20 protein-coding genes are annotated in these 21205 nt (G+C 71.4%); 9 read left to right on the forward strand and 11 right to left on the reverse strand.

The window, feature by feature from the left end; translation table 11 throughout:
- Window positions 1-3 precede the first annotated feature (3 nt).
- The 3 genes from AQI94_RS45215 (at window position 4) to AQI94_RS34685 (ending at window position 4686) form a co-directional block, all read left to right on the forward strand.
- Window positions 4-174 (forward strand): hypothetical protein, encoded by a 171-nt coding sequence (locus tag AQI94_RS45215; RefSeq protein WP_167364538.1) that lies wholly within the window; start codon window positions 4-6, stop codon window positions 172-174.
- Window positions 175-286: 112 nt separating this feature from the next.
- Window positions 287-3721, forward strand: a complete 3435-nt coding sequence (locus AQI94_RS34680; RefSeq protein WP_031038749.1) for a DNA polymerase III subunit alpha — start codon at window positions 287-289, stop codon at window positions 3719-3721.
- Window positions 3718-4686: a DNA polymerase Y family protein gene (locus AQI94_RS34685; protein WP_062230094.1), complete on the forward strand. Its 969-nt coding sequence runs from the start codon at window positions 3718-3720 to the stop codon at window positions 4684-4686. The genes AQI94_RS34680 and AQI94_RS34685 overlap by 4 nt, the downstream gene beginning before the upstream one ends.
- 84 nt (window positions 4687-4770) lie before the next feature.
- On the opposite strand, the gene AQI94_RS34690 is transcribed toward AQI94_RS34685, so the two are convergent.
- Entirely contained in the window at window positions 4771-5145 is a 375-nt protein-coding gene (locus tag AQI94_RS34690; protein ID WP_031060589.1) for a cupin domain-containing protein, read from the reverse strand.
- A 94-nt stretch (window positions 5146-5239) separates the two neighbouring features.
- Here AQI94_RS34690 and AQI94_RS34695 point away from each other — a divergent pair, with 94 nt between their 5' ends.
- The gene (locus AQI94_RS34695; RefSeq protein WP_031060581.1) at window positions 5240-5683 is read left to right on the forward strand and encodes a MarR family winged helix-turn-helix transcriptional regulator; all 444 of its coding nucleotides are present in this window, start codon (window positions 5240-5242) and stop codon (window positions 5681-5683) included.
- A 171-nt stretch (window positions 5684-5854) separates the two neighbouring features.
- Window positions 5855-6718, forward strand: coding sequence for an esterase/lipase family protein (locus AQI94_RS34700; RefSeq protein WP_031060579.1), 864 nt, complete (start codon window positions 5855-5857; stop codon window positions 6716-6718).
- Window positions 6719-6774: 56 nt separating this feature from the next.
- Here the strand turns inward: AQI94_RS34700 and AQI94_RS34705 are convergent, their stop codons facing one another.
- Window positions 6775-7773, reverse strand: a complete 999-nt coding sequence (locus AQI94_RS34705) for a lytic polysaccharide monooxygenase auxiliary activity family 9 protein (protein WP_031060577.1) — start codon at window positions 7771-7773, stop codon at window positions 6775-6777.
- 140 nt (window positions 7774-7913) lie between these two features.
- Here AQI94_RS34705 and AQI94_RS34710 point away from each other — a divergent pair, with 140 nt between their 5' ends.
- Entirely contained in the window at window positions 7914-8363 is a 450-nt protein-coding gene (locus AQI94_RS34710; RefSeq protein WP_031060572.1) for a GNAT family N-acetyltransferase, read from the forward strand.
- A 21-nt stretch (window positions 8364-8384) separates the two neighbouring features.
- Here AQI94_RS34710 and AQI94_RS46325 read toward each other — a convergent pair whose 3' ends face one another.
- A complete protein-coding gene (locus AQI94_RS46325) occupies window positions 8385-8519 on the reverse strand; it encodes a hypothetical protein (RefSeq protein ID WP_020117828.1) in 135 nt (44 codons plus the stop codon).
- 140 nt (window positions 8520-8659) lie between these two features.
- Between AQI94_RS46325 and AQI94_RS34715 the strand changes: the two genes are divergently transcribed.
- The gene (locus AQI94_RS34715; RefSeq protein ID WP_031060569.1) at window positions 8660-9277 is read left to right on the forward strand and encodes a class I SAM-dependent methyltransferase; all 618 of its coding nucleotides are present in this window, start codon (window positions 8660-8662) and stop codon (window positions 9275-9277) included.
- Here AQI94_RS34715 and AQI94_RS34720 read toward each other — a convergent pair.
- Window positions 9274-9777: a DUF402 domain-containing protein gene (locus AQI94_RS34720; protein ID WP_031060566.1), complete on the reverse strand. Its 504-nt coding sequence runs from the start codon at window positions 9775-9777 to the stop codon at window positions 9274-9276. The two genes, AQI94_RS34715 and AQI94_RS34720, sit on opposite strands and share 4 nt — an antisense overlap.
- Window positions 9758-10687, reverse strand: coding sequence for a GNAT family N-acetyltransferase (locus AQI94_RS34725; protein ID WP_031060563.1), 930 nt, complete (start codon window positions 10685-10687; stop codon window positions 9758-9760). Before AQI94_RS34725 ends, AQI94_RS34720 begins: the two co-directional genes overlap by 20 nt.
- A 71-nt stretch (window positions 10688-10758) precedes the next feature.
- On the opposite strand from AQI94_RS34725, the gene AQI94_RS34730 reads away from it, so the two are divergent.
- Window positions 10759-11130, forward strand: a complete 372-nt coding sequence (locus tag AQI94_RS34730; protein WP_062230096.1) for a GntR family transcriptional regulator — start codon at window positions 10759-10761, stop codon at window positions 11128-11130.
- Here the strand turns inward: AQI94_RS34730 and AQI94_RS34735 are convergent.
- Together AQI94_RS34735 and AQI94_RS34740 are read right to left on the reverse strand one after the other, a co-directional pair.
- Entirely contained in the window at window positions 11115-11846 is a 732-nt protein-coding gene (locus AQI94_RS34735; protein WP_031060558.1) for a DUF72 domain-containing protein, read from the reverse strand. The two genes, AQI94_RS34730 and AQI94_RS34735, sit on opposite strands and share 16 nt — an antisense overlap.
- Window positions 11847-11861: 15 nt before the next feature.
- Window positions 11862-12956 carry a DUF5925 domain-containing protein gene (locus AQI94_RS34740; protein ID WP_031060556.1) on the reverse strand — a complete coding sequence of 365 codons (1095 nt, stop codon included), beginning with the start codon at window positions 12954-12956 and terminating at the stop codon, window positions 11862-11864.
- Window positions 12957-13123: 167 nt separating this feature from the next.
- On the opposite strand from AQI94_RS34740, the gene AQI94_RS34745 reads away from it, so the two are divergent.
- Entirely contained in the window at window positions 13124-14545 is a 1422-nt protein-coding gene (locus AQI94_RS34745; protein ID WP_031060553.1) for a GH39 family glycosyl hydrolase, read from the forward strand.
- Window positions 14546-14557: 12 nt separating this feature from the next.
- On the opposite strand, the gene AQI94_RS34750 is transcribed toward AQI94_RS34745, so the two are convergent.
- The 4 genes from AQI94_RS34750 to AQI94_RS34765 are packed head-to-tail and all read right to left on the reverse strand — an operon-like array spanning window position 14558 to window position 20963.
- Window positions 14558-18370: a lipopolysaccharide biosynthesis protein gene (locus AQI94_RS34750; RefSeq protein ID WP_062230099.1), complete on the reverse strand. Its 3813-nt coding sequence runs from the start codon at window positions 18368-18370 to the stop codon at window positions 14558-14560.
- Window positions 18363-19163 carry a polysaccharide deacetylase family protein gene (locus tag AQI94_RS34755; RefSeq protein WP_031053643.1) on the reverse strand — a complete coding sequence of 267 codons (801 nt, stop codon included), beginning with the start codon at window positions 19161-19163 and terminating at the stop codon, window positions 18363-18365. The genes AQI94_RS34750 and AQI94_RS34755 overlap by 8 nt, the downstream gene beginning before the upstream one ends.
- Entirely contained in the window at window positions 19156-20145 is a 990-nt protein-coding gene (locus AQI94_RS34760; protein ID WP_062230102.1) for a glycosyltransferase, read from the reverse strand. The genes AQI94_RS34755 and AQI94_RS34760 overlap by 8 nt, the downstream gene beginning before the upstream one ends.
- Entirely contained in the window at window positions 20142-20963 is an 822-nt protein-coding gene (locus AQI94_RS34765; RefSeq protein WP_031048882.1) for a glycosyltransferase family 2 protein, read from the reverse strand. The genes AQI94_RS34760 and AQI94_RS34765 overlap by 4 nt, the downstream gene beginning before the upstream one ends.
- Between the last annotated feature and the right edge of the window lie 242 nt (window positions 20964-21205).

A 21205-nucleotide genomic window follows, 5' to 3' on the forward strand; every position in this document is an offset into this window, starting at 1 on the left:
CCCGTGACCAGGATCAACCGCCCCGACACCCTTCTCACCGAGCTCCGCGACATCAAACGGCGCCTGCACGCCCTGGAGACCGCGCAGCGCGCCACGACCGCCGGGGCCCGGCCGGCCGCCGCCGAACCCCTTGCCGAGGAATCCGCCGAGACCGACACATCCGGGTCCGAATAGGCCGTTTCCGCAGGTGGGAGGTGACTCGAACGCTGTCGTACACGTGTTCGGTTTTTGGTCTATGGTGGAGGTGAGGCGATAGGGAACTGATGTTCGACAGCGGGAGGTGCGGATGCCTGGATTCACCCATCTGCACACCGTCTCCGGGTTCTCCCTGCGCTACGGCGCCTCGCACCCGGAGCGCCTGGCCGAGCGCGCCGTCGAGCGGGGGATGGACGCTCTCGCCCTCACCGATCGCGACACCCTCGCGGGCACGGTCCGGTTCGCCAAGGCCTGTGCGAAGGCGGGGGTGCGGCCGTTGTTCGGGGCAGGCCTGGCCGTGGAGGAGGCCGAGTCCGTACGGCAGGAGCGGCGCCGTGCTCCCGTGCGCGGAGGTGCCTTCGTCGACGAGTCGGCCCCCCGGGTCACCTTCCTCGCCCGGGACGGCGCCCGCGGCTGGGCCGACCTGTGCCGGCTCGTCACGGCGGCGCACGCCGACAAGGGGGAGCGGGGCACACCGCTGGTACCCCGGGCGGAGAACCGGGGGGACGGGCTGACCGTGCTGCTCGGGCCCGCCTCCGAGGTCGGCCGTGCCCTTGCCGCCGGCCGTCCCGACCGGGCCGCCCGACTGCTCGTCCCCTGGCGGGAGACCTATGGCGACGCCCTGCGCCTCGAAGCCGTCTGGCACGGACGCGAGGGCACCGGACCCGGCTCGCTGCGGCTGGCCGCCCGTACCGTCGGATTCGCCGCCGAGCAGCGGATCCGGCCCGTGCTCAGCAACGCCGTCCGCTACGCCGACCCCGGGCTGGGCCCGGTCGCCGACGTCCTGGACTCCGCCCGCCGCCTCGTCCCCGTCGGCGCCGTCAAGGAGCTGGACTCCGGTGAGGCCTGGCTCAAGGACGAGGGCGCCATGCTGGCGGCCGCGGAGCGGATCGTCGAGGCCGCGGGCTTCCGGCGCGACACCGCGCACCGGCTGCTGGAGCAGACGCAGGCGACGGCCGCCGAGTGCCTGGTCGACCCCGAGGACGACCTCGGGATCGGCACCGTCCACTTCCCCGAACCGCACCTCGTCGGCGCGGGCCGCCGCAGCGCCCAGCGGGCACTGGCCTCACGGGCGGCGGCCGGGATGGTGCTGAAGGGATACGCGGGCAGGCGCGCCTACTGGGAGCGGATGCACGAGGAACTGGACATCATCGCCCACCACGGCTTCGCCTCCTACTTCCTGACGGTCGCTCAGGTCGTCGACGACGTACGGGACATGGGTATCCGGGTCGCCGCCCGCGGCTCCGGCGCCGGTTCCCTGGTCAATCACCTCCTGGGGATCGCCCACGCCGATCCCGTCGAGCACGGGCTGCTGATGGAGCGGTTTCTGTCCACCCGGCGGCTCGTCCTGCCCGACATCGACATCGATGTGGAGTCCGCGCGCCGCCTGGAGGTCTACCGGGCGATCATCGGACGGTTCGGGACCGAGCGGGTCGCCACCGTCTCGATGCCGGAGACCTACCGGGTGCGGCACGCGATCCGGGACGTGGGAGCGGCCCTGTCCATGGACCCCGCCGACATCGACCGCATCGCCAAGTCCTTCCCGCACATCCGGGCGCGGGACGCCCGCGCGGCACTGGAGGAACTGCCCGAACTCAAGGCGCTCGCGGAGGAGAAGCAGCGGTACGGCAGGCTGTGGGAACTGGTCGAGGCTCTCGACGCCCTTCCCCGGGGGATCGCCATGCACCCGTGCGGGGTGCTGCTCTCCGACGCGTCCCTGCTCCGCCGTACCCCGGTCGTGCCGACCAGCGGCGAGGGCCTGCCCATGTCGCAGTTCGACAAGGAGGACGTCGAGGATCTCGGGCTGCTCAAGCTCGATGTGCTGGGCGTGCGGATGCAGTCCGCGATGGCGCACGCGGTCGCGGAGGTGGAGCGGGCGACGGGGGAGCGGGTCGACCTGGACGCCGTACCGCCGGGCGACCCGGCGACGTATCGGCTCATCCAGTCCACCGAGACGCTCGGGTGCTTCCAGATCGAGTCGCCGGGGCAACGGGACCTGGTCGGCCGGCTGCAGCCGGCCACCTTCCACGATCTCGTCGTCGACATCTCGCTCTTCCGGCCGGGACCGGTCGCCGCCGACATGGTGCGGCCGTTCATCGAGGCACGGCACGGACGCGCGCCCGTCCGGTATCCGCACCCGGACCTGGAGCGGCCGCTGGAGGAGACGTACGGGGTCGTCGTCTTCCACGAGCAGATCATCGACATCGTCGACATCATGACCGGGTGCGGGCGCGGCGAGGCGGACCGGGTGCGGCGCGGGCTGTCCGACCCGGAGTCGCAGGGCCGGATCCGCTTCTGGTTCGCCCAGCACGCGGCGGCGAACGGATACAGCGCGGAAACGATCCAGCGGACCTGGGAGATCATCGAGGCCTTCGGGTCGTACGGCTTCTGCAAGGCGCACGCGGTCGCCTTCGCCGTGCCGACGTACCAGTCGGCCTGGCTGAAGGCGCACCACCCGGCGGCCTTCTACGCCGGACTGCTCACGCATGACCCCGGGATGTACCCGAAGCGGCTGCTGCTGGCGGACGCGCGGCGGCGCGGGGTGCCGATCCTGCCGCTGGACGTGAACGAGTCGGGGGTCGCACACAGGATCGAACTGGTGTCTGATAAAACCTCGGTGTGGGGCCTGCGACTCGCCCTCTCCGACGTGCACGGCATCAGCGAGGCCGAGGCGGAACGGATCGCCCAGGGGCAGCCGTACGCCTCACTGCTGGACTTCTGGGAGCGCGGGCGGCCGAGTCGTCCGGTGGCCGGGCGGCTCGCCCAGGTCGGCGCGTTGGACTCCTTCGGTGCCAACCGGCGGGACCTGCAACTGCACCTGACCGAACTGCACCGGGGCGCACGCGCCGGTCGTGGGGGCCAGCTCCCCCTGTCCGGCGGGCGGAAGACGGCCCCGGCCGGACTGCCGGACCTGTCCTCCGTCGAGAGGCTCAGCGCCGAGCTGGGCGTGCTGTCGATGGACGTCTCACGCAATCTGATGGACGACCACCGGGAGTTCCTGGAGGAGCTGGGCGTGGTCGGCGCGCGACGGCTGCGTGAGGCGCGGCACGGTGAGACCGTGCTGGTCGCGGGGGCCAAGGCGGCCACCCAGACTCCGCCGATCCGGTCCGGCAAGCGGGTCATCTTCACGACCCTGGACGACGGCACGGGGCTGGTCGACCTCGCCTTCTTCGACGACTCCCACGACGCCTGCGCGCACACCGTCTTCCACTCCTGGCTGCTGCTGGTGCGCGGAGTGGTGCAGCGGCGCGGCCCGCGCAGCCTCAGCGTGGTGGGCGCGGCCGCCTGGAACCTCGCCGAACTGGTCGAACTGCGGGACGGCGAAGGCCTCGACGCGGTGGCGGCCCGCCTGGCCGAACCGGTGCCGGCGAGACCCGGTGGCGAGGACGACGATCCGACCGGCGGCCGGCGAATCCAAATGCCGACGGGATACGAACTGCATCCGTGGGCCGATCTGCGACCGGCGGGTCAAGAGGCCTCACAGGTACGGAAGTTGTGGCACCAGAGTCCGGGGAGTGCGGGATGACCATCCTCTGCGTACGTTTCCAGCTGCCGCCGACGCGGGAGGCGGCCCTGCCCGAACTGCTCGGTCTCCTGGAGGAGTTCACCCCGGTCGTCGAGGCGCTGCCACCGGACCGGGCCCTGGCCGATCTGCGGGGCGCCGAACGGTACTTCAAGCGGGACGCCGTCGAACTGGCCTCGGTGATCCGGGTCCGCGCCCTCGCCCTGCACGGCGTCGACTGCGCGATCGGCGCCGGGCCCGGGCCGATGCTGGCCCGCATGGCGCTGAAGGACGCCCGGCCCGGGGTGACCCGCTCGGTTCCCGAGGACGCGGCGGCGGACTTCCTCGCCGGCCGGCCCGTCGCCGCGCTCCCCGGTGTCGGCGCCGCGACCGCCCGCGTCCTGTGCGAGTACGGTCTCGACACCCTGGGCCGGGTCGCCGCCGCGCCCCTGTCCACTCTTCAGCGCCTGGTCGGCGCCAAGCCGGCCCGCGAACTGCACGAGAAGGCCAACGGCGTGGACCGCGGCCGGGTGGTCCCGAACGGCGTCTCGCGCTCCCTGGCCACCGAACGCCCCTTCACCCGCGACGAGTTGGACCCCGACCGGCACCGCCGCGCGCTGCTCTCCGCCGCCGAGGAACTGGGCTCCCGGCTGCGCGCCCTCGACAAGGTCTGCCGCACCCTGACCCTCACCGTGCGCTACGCCGACCGCACCGCGACCACCCGCAGCCGCACCCTCGGCGAACCCACCGCCCACTCCGCGGCCCTCACCAGGGCGGCCTACGGCATGTACGAGACGCTCGGCCTCCAGCGCGCCCGGGTCCGCTCCATCGCCCTGCGCGCCGAGGGGCTCGACCCCGCCGAACAGGCCTCCCACCAGCTCACCTTCGACCCCACCGACGAGAAGCTCCGCCGCATCGAGGAGGCCGCGGACCGCGCCCGGGCGAGGTTCGGACCGCTGGCGGTGCTGCCGGGGGCGCTGGCGGCATAGGGCCTGTCGTTTGGATCAGGCCGGCCGTGAGGTGCGGTGCTTTTCTGGCGACGCCGGGCTGATCCAAGCGACAGGCCCTAGGGGTCAGTTGGCCCACGGGGGAGTGATGCGGGTGCCGTCGGCCAGCTCCGCCTCCAGGCCGACGGAGGTGGTGACCCAGGTGAGCGCGGTGTGATCGGTGGGGTTCTCGACGGCGAAGGTCACCCCGGGGTTGACGATCACGGTGTCGCCTGCGGTGATCCGATGGGTGACGTCGTCGAGGGTGATCAGGAGTTCGCCGATGAGCAGATGGAAGATCTCCTCGCGGTTGACGGTGTGGGCCGGCGCCTTCGTCCCCGCGGGGATCTCGCCGCGCCAGGCGCAGAGCTCCTTGGCGCCGCTGAGGGGAGTGGCGTACGAGACGAAACGGGCGCCGTGGATCTCATGGGTGACGGCGTCGGACGAGGGGACTACGGGCATGGGGGCCTCCGGATCGACATGGTCAAGCAGCTTGACTATATGGCTCTATGGTCAAGCTGCTTGACCAATTCGTCAAGGGTGTTTCAATGCCTGGGTGCAGAACTCCGAAGCCCTCGCCCTCGCCGCCGCCCTGCTCGCCGCCGCCGGTGACCTGACCCAGCGCATCAACGACGGGGTCGTCAGCCGGGGGTTCGAGGCGCGGCCCGCCTGGGGCTTCGCGTTCGCGCGGCTCGCGCCGGACGGGGCCACGGTCACGGAGCTGGCCGCCCATCTCGGGGTGACCAAGCAGGCCGCGAGCCAACTGGTGGACGAGATCGTGCGCAAGGGCTACGCCGAACGGCGGCCGCATCCCGCGGACGCGCGGGCCCGGCTCGTCGTGCTGACCGAGCGGGGGTGGGCCTGCACCCGTGCGGCGGAGGAGGCCGCGGCGGAGGCCGTCCGGGAGTGGACCGATGTACTCGGTGAGGGTGAAGTGCGCGCGTTGCGCGAGCGATTGGGGCGTATCGCTCCCTATGGTCCCATCAGGCCCGCCTGGTGACGGTTCATCAGCAGATGCATACGAAGTGGTTAGCGCTGGAAGTTTTTACTGACGCGTAACTTCACAAGTGCACTACTCGTCCGTAACTTTCGAATTGAACAGCATCCTCGTGATCCGGGTCACAGGGCGTACGGCCATCGCAACTCCCTTGAGCCGCAAGGAGATCACCCGATGCTGCCCTGGAAACGACTGCTCAGACCCCTCGCCGCCCTGCTGCTGACCGCCACGGTCGCCGTCGTCCCCGCCGCCACCGTCGCCCACGCGTCCGACGCCCCGAGCCGGGGCTGGAACGACTGGTCCTGCAAGCCCTCCGCCGCCCACCCCCGCCCCGTCGTCCTCGTCCACGGCACCTTCGCCAACTCCGTAGACAACTGGCTGGCCCTCGCCCCCTACCTGGAGAACCGCGACTACTGCGTCTTCTCCTTCGACTACGGTCAGCTCCCCGGCGTGCCCCTCGTGTACGGCCTCGGCCCCATCGACAAGTCGGCGGAGCAGCTGAGGACCTTCGTCGACAAGGTGCTCGCCGCCACCGGCGCCCCCGAGACCGACCTCGTCGGTCACTCGCAGGGCGGCCTGATGCCCCGCTACTACCTCAGGTTCCTCGGCGGAGCCGCCAAGGTGAACGCCCTCGTCGGCATCGCCCCCGACAACCACGGCACCACCCTGTCCGGCCTCACCAACCTGCTGCCGTACTTCCCTGGCGTCCAGGACCTGCTCACCACCAACACCCCGGCCCTCGCCGACCAGGTCGTCGGGTCCCCCTTCCTCGCCAAGCTCAACGAAGGCGGTGACACCGTCCCCGGCGTCAAGTACACCGTCCTCGCCACCAGGTACGACGAGGTCGTCACGCCGTACCGGAGCCAGTTCCTCAGCGGGTCCGGCGTCCACAACGTCCTGCTCCAGGACCTGTGTCCGCTCGACCTCTCCGAGCACGTGGCCATCGGGCTGTTCGACCGGATCGCCTTCCACGAGGTGGCCAACGCCCTCGACCCGGCCCACGCCACCGCCACCACCTGCGCGTCGGCGCTGAGCTGAGCGCCGCCGGGGCCTGTCCGGCCTGAGCCGCCGGTCAGGCCCCGGAGTTCATCCGGTCAACGGCCGTGCCCTCCACCGTCGTTCACCGCGCGCCGGCGCACCGAGCCGAACAGGGCCGCCGCGCCGGCCGCGAGCGTGGCGGCACCGCCCATCGCGAGATAGGAGGTGCTGCTGTCGCCACCCGTCTCGGCGAGCTTCTGCGACGTACCCGCCGCCCGCACGTCATGGGCCGGAAGGCTCTCCGTCCCCGCGGCGGCCACCGGCTCCGCCGACGTACCGGCGTCGTCGTCACCGTGCCCGTGGTGCTCGACCGTCGACTTGTCGGTGCCGTCCTCGATCTGTTCCTCGGAGGGTGCGGAGGCGCTCGGAGCCGGTGTCGCACCGCTCGCCGTGCTCCCCGAGGTGCCGCCGAACGTCACGTCCGAGCAGGAGTAGAACGCCTCCGGGCTGTCCGAGCGCTGCCATATCGCATACAGAAGCTGCTTCCCGGAGCGCTCCGGGAGCCTGCCGGAGAACGTGTAGAAGCCGCCCGAGGCGACCGGGTCGGTGGCCGTCGCGACCGGGTTCGACAGGTCGAGGTCGTCCCAGCCCAGCCGCTGCGCCGGGTCGTAGCCCGGCTTGGTGAGGTACACCGTGAAGGTGCCCTTGTGTGGAGCGGTCACGCGGTACTTGAAGGTGTACGACCCACTGCTCACGCTCGTCGCCGGCCAGTCGGCGCGGGCCAGGTCGAGCCCCTTGAACTCGTCGTTGTTCGCGCTGCACAGCCGGCCGTCCGGGATCAGTTCCTGGTGCCGTCCGTTCGCGTCGCCGATGCGGACGCCGTTCCAGTCGTAGAGCGCCTGCGTGCCTCCCCCAGAGGGGGTACCCCCAGCCGCGACCGCCGCCCTGCACGCGTCCGACTTCGGGCTCTCGGGGCCCTCCGCGTAGCACTGCGAGACCCGGCTGACCGGGTCGCCCATCGAACCGTGCGCGGACGCGGGCGCGGCGGCCAGCGCGGTCAGGGCGAACGGGGCCAGGCCGGCGGCGACGGCTGCGACCTTGCGGCGTGCGGGCATGGGGGATCTCCTCGGAACCGGTCCTGATGGGTGCCGGATCAAAGAAACCCTGAAATCCCCAGCCAGTGACGGTCGCCGACGATCTTTATGGCCCTCTTAAGGGAGTGCTGAGACGGAGATCAGACAGTTACCGTGCGCGCATGACGAACGACGAGATCCGACCCACCGAGGCGGCCGACGTGCCGACTGTGAAGGCCCTGACCGACGCGGCGTACGAGCACTACATCGAGCGCATCGGACGCGTACCCCAGCCCATGGAGCGGGACCACGCGGCGACCGTGGCCGCGGGGCAGGTGTTCGTCACGGGCGACCCCGTGGTCGGGCTCGTGGTGGTCGAGGAGCATCCGGACCATCTGTACCTCGACAACATCGCCGTCCGCCCCGAGGCCCAGGGGCAGGGCGTGGGCGGACGGCTGCTGCGGTTCGTCGAGGCACACGCGCGTGCGCTGGGCCTGCCCGAGGTCAGGCTCTACACGAACGCGATGATGTGGGAGAACCAGGAGATCTATCCGAAGTTCGGTTACGAGGTCGTGGAACGGCGAGTGGACGGGGCCTACGACCGCGTCCACTACCGCAAGCGACTGGTCTGACACGGAGCACGCCTGCCGCCGTCAGCCGTCGGGCCACCAGGTACGCGCGATGTCCTTGCGGACCTCGGGTCGTCCCGCGGGGCGCTCGTCGGCCTCCTCGGGGAGTCGCCGGGCGTCCGTCCTCTTCAGGGGCTTCTGCACGGTGGTGCGGCGCATGGCTGCCTCCTTCAGTGCCTACCGAGTTCCGCGTTCTCACGGAGGTAGACCCTTTGGGGGAGAGTTCCTCATCGGTCGCCGGTCTGTCAGTGGCGGTTGTCACGATTCGACTGTCAGTGGCGGGTGTCACTCTTGGGCGCATGACGCAGAACAGTGATGGCGGGGGCGTGTCCGAGGTGGACTGGGACGCCGAGGCGGTGTCCTTCGACGAGGAGCCGGACCACGGGTTGCGGGACCCCGAGGTGCGCGCGGCCTGGGCCGAGCGGCTGCGGGACTGGCTCCCGGGGAGAGCGTGCGACGTCCTCGACCTCGGGTGCGGGACGGGGAGTCTGTCACTCCTCGCGGCCGAGCAGGGGCACCGGGTGACCGGGGTGGATCTGTCTCCGGCCATGGTGGACCTGGCCCGCGCGAAACTGGCCGGGCGTGACGCGGTGTTCCTCGTCGGTGACGCCGCGCTGCCCCCGGTGGGGGAGCAGCGCTTCGACGTCGTCCTGGTCCGGCATGTGCTGTGGGCGCTGCCGGAGCCCGGGCGGGCACTGCGGCGGTGGTGGGGCCTGCTGCGGCCCGGTGGGCGGCTGGTGCTGGTGGAGGGGGTGTGGGCGGAGGCCGGGATACCGGCCGAGACGATCACGGGACTGGCCGAGCCGCTGGGCGGTCACGTGCGGGTGGAGCGGCTCTCGGAGCACTCCGTGCTGTGGGGGAAGGACGTGGACGACGAGCGGTACGCGGTGGTGGTGAGGGCGGTGAGGGGCGACTAGAGCGGCGGGAAGCGGCGTTCGGCGTCGGGGTGTGCCAGCTGCTCCAGTTCGTTCAGGGCAGCCCATGCCGCCGACGCCGCCTCGGGGTCCGTCCGCGACAGACCGCTCTCCTCGAACTCGTCCTCGTCCAGGCGCAGGACCTGCGTGCCGTCCGCCGACACCCACAGGTCCAGGTCCAGGTCCTCCACGACCAGCTCGGCGCCGCTCACGGTCGCCGGGCGGGTGATGTCGCAGTACCAGCCCTTCAAGGTGCCCTCCGGGGAGCGGACCTCCTTGACGGCGTACCAGCGGTCGCGCCAGTAGTGCTCGGTGAAGACGTCGCCCGGCTCGAAGCGGACGAAGCCGAAGTCACGGACGCCCTCCCCTGCCCAGAGGGCGCGGACCGTGACGCGGTTGCCGTCGTCGGTGAGGAGCTCCGCCTCGTAACGGATCTTCGTGCGGCCCGCCTTGAGCAGGACGACCTCCACCCGCCGCAAGGGCTCAGGCGAGTTCGCGGACATGACGTACCTCCGTGGCGCGGATCTCGTATCCGAACCACTTGTTGATCGCGAGCATGGGTTCGTTGCCGGCGTCATTGCCGGTGAAGGCCTCCGTGCAGCCGGCGGCACGGGCGCGGTGCAGGGAGGCGTTCTTGGCGAGCTTGGCGAGGCCGCGGCCGCGGAAGGCGCGGGCGGTGCCGGTCATGGCGGTGGCGTAGCGGCCGGCCCCGTCGGTGTGGGCGGCGCTGAAGGCGGCCGGACGGCCGTCGACCACGGCGATCGTGGTCAGGGCACGGTCGAGGAGCGGGTGCTTCCAGGTCTCCTCGATCCACGCCTCGTAGTCCGTGAGCTCGGCTTCCACATCGCTCGGTTCGTCCCCCGTGGTCTCCGCGTCCAGCTCGAAGAAGGGCCGCGGGTCGTCCGCGAAGTCGGCGGCGGTGCGCAGTTCGACGCCCGGCGGAAGGGGCTGGAGCGGCGGCAGCGTGCCGTTCGTCAGGTCCAGACGCAGGAAGTACGCGGAGCGGCTGGGCCGGTAGTCGTGCCGCTCGGCGAACACCCGGTTCTGCGGCTCGTCCAGGACCCAGGAGAACAGCCTGGTCGCCCCGTGCGCCGCCAGATGCTCCTCGGCGGTGCGGACGAGGAGAGCGCCGGCCCCGCGGCGGGTGCGGTCCGGGCGTACGTAGATGTTGAGATAGCCCTGTCCCGGCTCAGGGCTGTCGTGGGCGAGGCCGATCTGGGCCGTGCCGGTCACCTCGCCGTCCTCCTCCGTCACGAGGCAGCGGTAGTGCGCGTCAGGGTCGGTGTGGACAAGGCGGTGCAGCACGCTGGCCGGGGTCCACAGCATGAACGGGACGGCCAGATGGCGGACATGGGCGAAGGCCTCGACGTCGGCAGGGTCCTGGGGGCGCAGGTCGCGCACGGTCACGGTCATGAAGGCGCACGTTACGGGGGAGGCCCGCACGGGTGCCTCCCATTTTCCGGAGGGTGCGGGACAATCGGCTCGTGACCTTGAAGATCCACATCGACGACAGTGCGCCGCCGTACGAGCAGGTGCGGGTGCAGATCTCCGAGCAGGCGCGGGCGGGGGTGCTCCCGGTGGGGTACCGGCTGCCGACCGTGCGGGGGCTCGCCGAGTCGCTCGGGCTCGCCGCGAACACCGTCGCCAAGGCGTACCGGGCGCTGGAGAGCGACGGGGTGATCGAGACACGGGGGCGCAACGGCACGTTCGTGGCTGCCGCGGGCTCGGCGGCGGAACGTGAACTGGCCTCGGCCGCGCAGGCGTACGTCGAGCGGGCCCGGCGACTGGGGCTCACCGAGACCGACGCCCTCGCGGCCGTACGGGACGCGCTGCGGGCGGCCTACGGGGAGAGCTGAGAAAGCGAGGCGAAGGTCCGTGCGTTGCGCACGGCGGCACCGTTCGGATCGTTGTTGAAGTACACGTACACGTCCTCGTCCCCGGCCCAGGTCTCCTCGATCCGCCCGGCCCAGGTTTCCAGTGATCGTCTGCCGTAGTGCGGCCATGCCTGCGCCCGGCCCTCGTGGAGGCGGACGTACCCCCAGTCGGTGGTGCGCCACAGGGGGGTCACCGGACGGGCCCGGACATCGGCCCAGCACAGGGCCGCGCCCCGGGTCTCCAGGACCTCGCGGGTCGCGGGCGTCCACCAGGACACGTGGCGGGGTTCGACCGCGACCCGCGTCGACGCGGGGAAACAGGCCAGGCAGGCGTCCAGCAGGTCGGTGTCGGCGCGCAGCGTCGGGGGCAACTGGAGGAGCACCGGCCCCAGTCGGTCGCCCAGCCCCTGCGCGTGGTGCATCAGGCGGTGCACCGGTTCCTTCGGGTCCTTCAGCCGCTTGATGTGGGTCAGGTACCGGCTCGCCTTCACCGCCACCACGAAGTCCCCCGGCACGCGCTCGCGCCACGCCTCGAAGGTCACCCGGCTCGGCAGCCGGTAGAAGGCGTTGTTGATCTCGACCGTCGGGAAGTGCGCCGCGTACTCCTCCAGCCAGAGCCGCACGGGGACGCCGTCGGGATACAGGACGCCCCGCCAGTCCTTGTACTGCCACCCCGACGTGCCGACGAACAGGGTCATACACCCATCAAAGCACTACAGATACAGCCCCGCGTCCGCCCCGGGCCGCGGCTCCGGCACCGCCGTCGGCGACGTCCCCCGGCGCAGCGCGTACAGCTCGGCCAGGGTCGCCCCTTCGCGGCCCACGCCCTCCTCGGCGCCGAGCCAGCCCACCGCCTCACGGCGGGTCAGCGGGCCCACCTCGATGCGGGCCAGACAGCGGCCGGGGCGGACCACCGCAGGGTGCAGGCGCTCCAGGTCCTCGTTGGTGGTGACGCCGACCAGGACGTTGCGCCCCTGGCCCAGCAGGCCGTCGGTCAGGTTCAGCAGCCGCGACAGGGCCTGGCCCGCCGTGTGCTTCGCCTCGCCGCGGATCAGCTCGTCGCAGTCCTCCAGGAGCAGCAGCCGCCAGCGGCCCTTGCCCGTCGAGTCCTCCTCGCCGATCGCGATGTCCATCAGATAGCCGACGTCGCTGAACAGCCGCTCCGGGTCCAGTACGCAGTCCACCTGGCACCAGTCCCGCCAGGAGCGGGCCAGCGTGCGCAGGGCGGAGGTCTTGCCGGTGCCCGGCGGGCCGTGGAGCAGCAGAAGACGGCCCGCGATGTCCTCCGGGGTCGTCTTCATCAGGCGGTCCATCGCGTCCGCGACCGGTGCCGTGTAGTTCTCCCGCACCTCGTCCCAGGTGCCCGCGGAGATCTGCCGGGTCGTGCGGTGCGGGCCGCGCCTGGGGGAGACGTACCAGAAGCCCATCGTCACGTTCTCCGGCTGGGGTTCCGGCTCGTCCGCCGCGCCGTCGGTGGCCTGGTCGAGGACCTTCTTGGCCAGCTCGGCGTCGGTCGCCGTCACGGTCACGTCGGCGCCGCGGTTCCAGCGGGAGATCAGCAGGGTCCAGCCGTCGCCCTCGGCGAGGGTCGCGCTGCGGTCGTCGTCGCGGGCGACGCGCAGCACCCGGGCGCCCGCCGGCAGCAGGGTGGCCCCGGTGCGGACCCGGTCGATGTTGGCCGCGTGGGAGTACGGCTGCTCACCCGTCGCGAAGCGGCCGAGGAACAGCGCGTCGACGACGTCGGAAGGCGAGTCGCTGTCGTCGACGTTGAGCCGGATCGGCAGAGCCTCGTGCGGGTTCGCAGACATGCCGCCCATGATCCGGCACGAGTCCTCCCCACGCACCCGGTTTCTGTGGTGCGTCGGTTGTGTCGTGCGTGTCCCGTCCTTCCGCTCTGTCCTCTAAGTCCTGTTACAGAGCTGTGCATCTCCGGCATCTGCCCGCACCGGCGTGTTCGCGGATACCGTTGCCCCCGATGGGACGTCATGAGTGGTATTCGGGGGCACGGCGGTGGCGCCTCACCGCTCTGCTCGGGGTGGGTGCGGTGGCTCTGGCGCTGGTCGTGACCCTCCTCAACACGCTTCCGGGCGGCGGCGCGGGCACCGACGGCACCTCACGCAACGGCGACCGGGTCCACGGCACCCCGACGACCACACCGGACGCGGACACCCCGGACGTCGGCTGGGGTTTCACCCACACCCAGTTCAGCGCCGACGAGGGCAACTCCACGGCCACCGAGCGGGTCGGGCAACGCATCCGGGAAGCGGGCGGGCTCCCGCAGAACCAGCACATCATGGGCTGGGGTGCCGACAACCCCGAGCCGGTCGAGGGGCGTTACGACTTCGAGGACCTGGACCGGCGCGTCGACTTCATCCGCGCCTCCGGCTCCACCCCGATCATCACCCTGTGCTGCGCGCCGGACTGGATGAAGGGCGGCGAGGCGGGCGTCGGCAAGACCGACTGGAGCAAGGCGGCCCTGGAGACCGCGCCGGACCCCGCGCACTTCGAGGACTACGCGGCGCTCGCCGCGACCGTCGCCAAGCGGTACCCGGACGTACGCCACTTCATCGTCTGGAACGAGTTCAAGGGCTTCTGGAACGACGGGAAGGCGCGCTGGGACTACGAGGGGTACACCCGGCTCTACAACCTGGTCTACAAGGCGCTGAAGAAGGTCGACCCCAAGATCATGGTGGGCGGCCCGTACCTCGTGATGGACAGCGTCGACCCGCGCTCCGAGGACGCCTCCCCGACCTTCAAGGGCGCCTGGGGCGCGATGGACCAGCGGATCCTCGACGCCTTCGACTACTGGAACAGGAACAAGGCCGGCGCCGACTTCGTGGTCGTGGACGGCTCCAGCTACACCAACGACGACGAGCTGCTGCCGAACGAGTTCGCGGCCACCGACAAGCTCACCGCGGTGAGCCGGTGGGTGCGGCAGCGGACGGGCAACCTGCCGCTGTGGTGGGCCGAGTACTACGTCGAGCCCGCCGACAGCCGGGACGAACGCGAGGGCTGGTCCGAGAACCGCCGGGTCGCGGTCCAGGCCGCCGGAATGATCGCGCTGGCCAGGGGCGGCACCACGTCCGCCCTCTACTGGAACCCGGAGAACGAGAAGGGCACGGACTGCGCGGGCTGTCTGTGGACGCCGACCAGCGGCAGCGGCGGTGGGCAGCCCTTGCCGATGTTCGACCTCGTCAGCCGGTTCAGCACGGCCTTCCCGCCGGGGAGCGCGTACGAGAACGTCCCGGTCGCCGCCGACGACGTGCCCAACGTCCGGGTCCTCGCCACCGGCAGGACCGTGCTGGTGGTGAACACCCTGAACCGGCAGATCAGCGCCGACATCGACGGGAAGAAGTTCGACATGCAGGCGTATGAAGTCAAGTGGCTCACCCGCTGAGCCACTCGGACCTCACTTCATCGTCAGGAACCGCTGCACCAGCGCCGCCAGGAACACCGCGAGCAGCGGCAGCGCGAACCAGAAGCTGCTCTGCAGCCACCGCAGCTGCCGCACCCCCGGCCGCACCGCGACCCGCACCACCTCACGGGCCGAGAGCAGCAGGATCAGCGCCAGCGCGGCCAGCGCCCCCACCACCGACCAGGGCGTCCACGTCACCTGCGGTCCGATCGGCCCCGGGTCGGCCTTCGGGACCTTCCCGGCGGGCTGGTCCCGCAGGGCGTACAGGGTCACGTCGTCGTTGGTGAGGACCCGCCTGAGCTCCTTGCGGCTGTCGAGGTTGTCGAGCAGCCGCGGCTCCCACGTCCTCGAATAGCCGACGTCCAGACGCAGATAGGTGACCTGGCTGACGTTGACCATCAGATACGAGTTCGGGCCCGCGTCCTTCAGGGACTTGACCAGTCCGGACACCAGCACCGGGTCGGTCGGTGCCAGCGTCGGCACATAGGACACCTTCTCCATGTCCCGCGCGCCCCACGGCATCGCCGGCGTCACGTTGTTCAGCGTGTCGTTGGACAGCCACAGCACCCGCACCGTCGGATCGTCGTGCGCGTAGACGTAGTCCATCGCGGTGACCTCGCCGGGCTGGATCCGCTCGAACGGCTCGTTGCCCCAACGGGCCACCAGGAAGCCGCCGATGAGCAGCAGCCCCGCCATCAGCGCGGCCACCGGGGCGAGACTGACCCGGTCCTTCTCGCGCTCCTTCGCGGTGACCCCGGTGCGCGGGAAGAGCGCCAGCGCGGCGAGCAGACCGGCTCCGGGCAGGGCGAACATGAAGACCCGCAGGGCCATCTCACCGCCGTACGACTGCATGCCGAAGCCGAGGAACGGCACGAAGGTCAGGACGAGCAGCGCGGCTTCCCGGTACTTGTGCTCGCGGCGGCGCCACCAGCCGTAGCAGGCGAGGGCCATGACCCCGCCGGCCAGCAGCACACGCACGTACAGCACCAGCTTGTGGGTCGAACTGCCGCCCTCGATACGGCCGGAGACCGACGAGGAGACGTTGCCGCCGACGCCGCCGACCCCGCCGAACAGGTCGTCGAAGTGGCCCGACCAGTACGGCTCGGCCATCCAGCCGATCCAGGCGGCCACCATCACGGCGAACAGGATCGGCAGGCCGCGCAGTTCGCTGCGGCCGATCAGCACGAGCACCGCCAGCACGCCCAGCATCACGAACGGGGTGAGCTGGTGGGCGGGCACGCTCGCCGCGAACAGACCGATCAACACCGCTAGCAGCACCGCCCGTTGGCGGCGGTTCGTCGGTTCGACCTCGGCCTCACCCGGCCGCCGCTTCGTCCAGATCACGCGCGGGGCGCGGAACCAGACGAGCAGGACCGCCACGAACACCAGGTAGAGCAGATAGGTGAAGCCCTGCGGGGAGAAGTAGTCCTGGCCGACCCAGCCGCTGAGCACGAAGATCCAGATGCCGGTCCACTTGGCCCGCCAGCTCGCCCGCATGTGCCGGACCAGCAGGAACATCGGTACCAGGTAGAGCAGTTGGATCGCCGTCGGCCACCACCTGATGACCTCGGTGAGGTCGGTGACCCCGCACGCCCTGGCCACGAACGCGGCCGCCGCGAAGAAGCCCGGCCAGCTCCAGCGGGCGTCCAGGTCGGGCACCGCGGAACCGGTCCGGTCGATGTAGTCGATGAACCCGAGGTGCTGCCAGGCCGTCGCGAACCGCGGTTCGACCTCGATCACCGCGGGCAGCGCGTGCAGCGAGAACACGGTCGCCACCAGGGTGAGCAGCAGCAGCGCCTTGTGCTCACGGCCCAGCCAGAGCAGCGAGGCGAAGACCACGACCAGCAGCGCCGCACCGGCCAGCGTCGGCAGCGGCAGGACCGAGATCAGCCCGAGCCCGCCCATCCGGTCCAGGTCGGCCTCGCCGAGGCTCAGCGCCGGTACCCAGTACAGGAGCAGCGCGACGGCCAGCAGACAGCCGAGGAACATCCCGAGCCAGGTGGGCTGCAGCCGCTCCCGCGGGGACAGGGGCCGTGGCGGCTCCGCGGGCAGCGCCGCTTCCTCCCGCGCGGCGGGCTCCTCCGGTACGTCGATCTCCTTGCCCGTGTCGAAGGCCACCTCGAACGGCGCGTCCACCTCCGGCTCGGCCGGGCCCACGGAGGACTCGGAGCCCGGTTCCCGCGCCTGCACCGGCAGCCCGAGCTCGGAGGGCTTCTGCAGCGCCCACGTCGGCCGGTCGCGCGTCACGCCGGTCACGGGCGTGCCGGTGGGCGGGGTGCCGGGCCCGGGGCGTACGTCGGGACGGCGTTCCTGGTGGTCGAAGTCGACGTGGATGCCCAGCGCGAGGGTGTCCTGGTCGAGCGCCCACGCGGGGCGGCGGGCGCGGCCGGCGGCCGGTACCTCGCGCGTCCCGAGGTCGGCGAGGTCGCCGTCGGGAGCCGCGGTCGCGGGCACCTCGGGGGGCGGGGCGTGCCGGACCGTCCGGTAGAGCCTGGGCGCGGCGATGGCGACGATCACCGCGAGCGAGGAGATCTCGGCGACGCCCGCTCCGGTCAGCCCCATGCGGGGCAGGAGCAGCAGCGTCAGCCCGAGCACCATCGCGCACAACAGGCCCTGCAGCCAGGCGAGTCCGGAGGTGCGGCTCTGCGCGCGCAGCACCGCGAAGTACGTCTCCATGACGACCCGCAGCACCGCGCCGACGGCGAACCAGCGCAGCAGCGGGGTGGCCGCGTCCGCGTAGCCCGGCCCGAACACTCCGAGGATCCAGGGCGCCCCGAAGAACAGGACGCCGGCCACCGGCAGCATGATCCGCGCCATCCGCTTCAGCGCGGCACGGGTGTTGGCGGCCAGCCGGCCGGGGTCGTGCGAGCCCTCGACGGTCAGGGAGGCGCCCATGTTGATGGCGAGCAGGTTGCAGGTGCCGCCGATCGTCGTGGTGATGTAGAAGTACGCGTTGTCCTGGGAGCTGACCTGGGAGGCCACGATCACCGGGACCAGATAGACCACGGCGAGCGAGAACAGCGAGCCGGTGTAGTCGCCCGCCAGGAAACGCCCGATCTCCCTGAGGGAGGGCGGCTTCGCGTGGTCCTCGGTCGCCTTCACATGGCGTGGCGCCAGGCGCCGGAACACCATCCAGCCGAGCGGCAGCACCGAGACCGCGATCGCCGCGACCCACGACACGAAGACACCGGCCGTCGGGATCGCCACCGCGAACGCGACCAGGAGTCCCAGCTTCACCGCGGAGAACACGGTGTTGCCGACCGGTACCCACAGCGCGCTGCGCAGCCCGGTCAGCACGCCGTCCTGGAGGGTGAGCACGTTCCACGCGACGACGGCGGCGATGAAGCCGAGGCCGTTCACCGGCCCGTGCAGGAACCGGTACGACGGCCCCCACGCGTCCAGAGTGAGCAGGAAGACGACCGCGGCGACCGCCACGAGCACCGAACTGCCCGCGTACGTACGGGCGATGAGCCGGCCGGTGGCCCGGCCCGCGACCGGTATGAAGCGGGCCAGCGCTCCGGTCAGGGTCACCGCGGTCAGTCCCGCGAGGAGTTTCATCGCGGCGATCGCGGCGGAACCCTGGCCGACCGCCGACTCGGAGTAGTAGCGGGCTGCCGCCAGCCAGAAGCCGAGGCCCAGCACCGCGGAGATACCGGTGTTGAGCATCAGGGCGTAGGCGTTGCGGAACAGCTGGTTGCCACCGCCTGCGCCCCTGCCCAGTCCGGGCAGCCGAAGACGGCGCCCCGACTGCTCGGGCGCCTTCGCCGCGGTCGACTCGGGCTCGGTCGTGGTCGTCGTGTCAGACACGGGAACGGGAGACCTTCCGGCGGACCTGTCGTGCTCTGCGGACCAACGCGTACCCCTTGGTGAGGGCACGGTCCCTGGCGAAGTCCCGGGCGATCGCACGGCCCTGGACGAGCCGCTCGAACTCCTCGGCCGTGGTGGCGCGGCGCACGGTCAGCCGCGTCAGCGCGTACGGTCCCTGGCGGCGCCGCGCGAGGGCGTTGTTCACCGCGAGAGCCTGGCCGTACCCGGTCTCGCGCGCCGCCTCGCGCACCCGGCGGCTGGAGTAGCCGTACGGGTAGGCGAGCGAGACCGGCGCGGTGCCGACCTCGTCGCGGACGATCTCCCGGGAGTGGATCAGCTCGTGGCGCAGCGCGCCGTCGTCGAGCTGGTCGAGCTGCGGGTGTGTGTGGGTGTGGCCGCCGATCTCGACGTCCGCCGCGGCGAGTGCGCGGACCTGGTCCCAGTCCAGCATGGTGTCCAGGCCGCCGCCGGTGTCGTACGCGCCCCGGAGCCAGCCGGTGGAGACGAACACCGTGGCCGGGAAGCCGTGCTTGGCGAGCACGGGCAGGGCGTGCCGGTGGACTCCCTCGTAGCCGTCGTCGAAGGTGATCAGGACGGGCCGCTCGGGCAGCGGCCGGCCGTCGCGCCAACGGCCCGCGAGGTCCGCCGTCCTGACCGGGGTGAGCCCCGACTCGCCGACGATCTCCATCTGCCGGGCGAAGGCCTCCGGGGACACCGACAGCACGCGGGTGGCGTCGTTCGGGTCGGTGGCGACCGCGTGGTACATGAGGATCGGTACGGGCGGCTCAGCCATCTCTCTCCCCCTCGATGTCCGCGACGGTGAACGTGGCCCCGCCCCGCCGTGCCCGCACGGTGCCGATCACATACCCGCCGGCCGCCGTGAGCACCCCGGCGACGATCGCCCCCGCCCGGCCCGCGCCGCCCGGCCGGGCCAGCGCGGCGTCCCGCAGCCCGCGCACCACCCCGGACGGCAGCACCCGGGTGGCGTACCGGCGCTCGGACTCAAGTCCCTTGCCGGCGCCGACACTTCGGGCCACCAGCGCCTTCGACAGGCCCTCCGCGTACGCGCGCGTGCGGAAGTACCCGAAGTGCTCGCGCGCCTCCGGCACCCGGTGGTGGATCACCGCGCGGTCGTCGATCAGCAGGACCGCGTCCGGTCTGGCCCGGCTCAGCCGGATGCACAGCTCCGTCTCCTCGCAGCCCAGCGGGCGCTTGTCGCCGTCCCGCCCGATGCCGGTCGCGAAACCGCCCGCCACGTCGAAGGCACTGCGCCGGAAGGAGGCGTTGCCGCCCAGGACGTTGCGCACCCGGACCAGGCCGGACGGGATGCCCTTGTAGGTGCAGCCGACCACCCAGTCGAACTCCTCGGGGAACCAGGCGGGCCGGCGTCCCGACGCCCAGATCGGCACCGTACGGCCGCCGACCGCCATGACCCGCGGGTCGGCGTAGGCGGCGGCGAAGCGGCGAAGCCAGTCGCGCTCGGCGACGGCGTCGTCGTCGAGGAAGGCGATCACCTCGCCCCGCGAGGCCGCGATCCCCGTGTTGCGGCCCGCGGACAGGCCACGGGGGCCCGCGTTGGCGAACACGCGGACCTCCCGGACCTCCTTGTACTCCTTGGTCAGGCGGTCCAGCAGCGCCCGATTGTGGTCGACGACCAGCAGCGTCTCGCGGGCCGGGTACGACTGCGTCCGCACCGAGGCGACCGCCGCGAGGATGTCCTCCCAGCGGTCCTCGGTGTACACGCAGATCACGACGGAGACGTCGGGACCGCTCAAGACACCTCTCCCCGGCGCGAGTCGAGCATCGGCGAGTGATGGATGCGGCGGCGCAGCGCACGCCGGTTGGACCGCTCCCCGAGGATCACCCTGAGCACCCGGAACCCGTCCCGCACGGCCCGCAGGTTGCTCGCGCCGTGGATGCGCAGGTACTCGTAGCTCGGTATCTCCTGCACCTTCAGCCCCGCCTTGACGACCCGGATGTTCATCAGGGTCTCCACCTCGAAACCCGTGCAGTCGAGGTCGATCTTGTCGAGGCAGTGCCGCCAGAAGGCGTTGTACCCGTAGCAGAGATCCGTGTAGCGGGCGCCGAACTTGCGGTTGACGATGGTGCACAGCGCCCAGTTGCCGAGCTTGCGGATGAAGGTCATGTCGTCGGTGCCGCCGCCGTTGGCGAAGCGGGACCCCTTGGCGAAGTCCGCGCCCGAGACCAGGGCGGACACATAGGAGACGATCTCGTTGCCGTCGGCCGAGCCGTCGGCGTCGATCATGACGACGATGTCACCGGTGCAGGCCTCGAACCCGGTGATCAGGGCGTCCCCCTTGCCCTTGCCGTGCTGCTTCACCACCTTCACCTCGGGCCACAGCTCGCGGGCCACCGCGACGGTGTCGTCCGAGGAGTTGCCGTCCACCAGGACCACTTCGTGGATCCAGTCCGGAAGGGTCTTGAAGACGTACGGAAGGTTCTCCGCCTCGTTCATGGCGGGTATGACCACACTCACCGGTGGCGCTATGGCCAGGTGGGTGGAGATCGGCCGGTACTGGCTGGCTGTCGGCACATCCTGGCCCGCAGTCGCCGGGCGCAGAACTGAACTCATGAGTCTGGTTCCCTCTCGTCCGGTGGACCGCCCGCCCCCGGGCGGTCCGGTTTGTTGCTCCGGTTCGAAAGGGGGGTTCTCACACACGGCATGCCGGAAGGAAGCTCCGTACCTGCCGGGTGAGCTGGCAAAGCTGGCCGACCGCCGTCGTGCCGTGCGTGTTCAGAGAGACGACAACCGGTCGCGCGGCACGACTCGGTCACCTGTGCGGTCACCGAGCACGGCACCCCCCTACCGCGCCC

The sequence above is a fragment of the Streptomyces pseudovenezuelae genome (assembly GCF_001513955.1).
Classification (GTDB): domain Bacteria; phylum Actinomycetota; class Actinomycetes; order Streptomycetales; family Streptomycetaceae; genus Streptomyces; species Streptomyces pseudovenezuelae.

Bases quoted from the DNA above. Each gene is read 5' to 3' on its own strand.
- AQI94_RS34705 (WP_031060577.1), bottom strand. From the start codon at position 7,773: ATGCCCGCACGCCGCAAGGTCGCAGCCGTCGCCGCCGGCCTGGCCCCG.
- AQI94_RS34685 (WP_062230094.1), top strand. From the start codon at position 3,718: ATGACCATCCTCTGCGTACGTTTCCAGCTGCCGCCGACGCGGGAGGCG.
- AQI94_RS34765 (WP_031048882.1), bottom strand. From the start codon at position 20,963: ATGAGTTCAGTTCTGCGCCCGGCGACTGCGGGCCAGGATGTGCCGACA.
- AQI94_RS34710 (WP_031060572.1), top strand. From the start codon at position 7,914: ATGACGAACGACGAGATCCGACCCACCGAGGCGGCCGACGTGCCGACT.
- AQI94_RS34680 (WP_031038749.1), top strand. From the start codon at position 287: ATGCCTGGATTCACCCATCTGCACACCGTCTCCGGGTTCTCCCTGCGC.
- AQI94_RS46325 (WP_020117828.1), bottom strand. From the start codon at position 8,519: ATGCGCCGCACCACCGTGCAGAAGCCCCTGAAGAGGACGGACGCCCGG.
- AQI94_RS34745 (WP_031060553.1), top strand. From the start codon at position 13,124: ATGGGACGTCATGAGTGGTATTCGGGGGCACGGCGGTGGCGCCTCACC.
- AQI94_RS34735 (WP_031060558.1), bottom strand. From the start codon at position 11,846: ATGACCCTGTTCGTCGGCACGTCGGGGTGGCAGTACAAGGACTGGCGG.
- AQI94_RS34755 (WP_031053643.1), bottom strand. From the start codon at position 19,163: ATGGCTGAGCCGCCCGTACCGATCCTCATGTACCACGCGGTCGCCACC.
- AQI94_RS34720 (WP_031060566.1), bottom strand. From the start codon at position 9,777: ATGTCCGCGAACTCGCCTGAGCCCTTGCGGCGGGTGGAGGTCGTCCTG.
- AQI94_RS34700 (WP_031060579.1), top strand. From the start codon at position 5,855: ATGCTGCCCTGGAAACGACTGCTCAGACCCCTCGCCGCCCTGCTGCTG.
- AQI94_RS34690 (WP_031060589.1), bottom strand. From the start codon at position 5,145: ATGCCCGTAGTCCCCTCGTCCGACGCCGTCACCCATGAGATCCACGGC.
- AQI94_RS34725 (WP_031060563.1), bottom strand. From the start codon at position 10,687: ATGACCGTGACCGTGCGCGACCTGCGCCCCCAGGACCCTGCCGACGTC.
- AQI94_RS34715 (WP_031060569.1), top strand. From the start codon at position 8,660: ATGACGCAGAACAGTGATGGCGGGGGCGTGTCCGAGGTGGACTGGGAC.
- AQI94_RS34740 (WP_031060556.1), bottom strand. From the start codon at position 12,956: ATGTCTGCGAACCCGCACGAGGCTCTGCCGATCCGGCTCAACGTCGAC.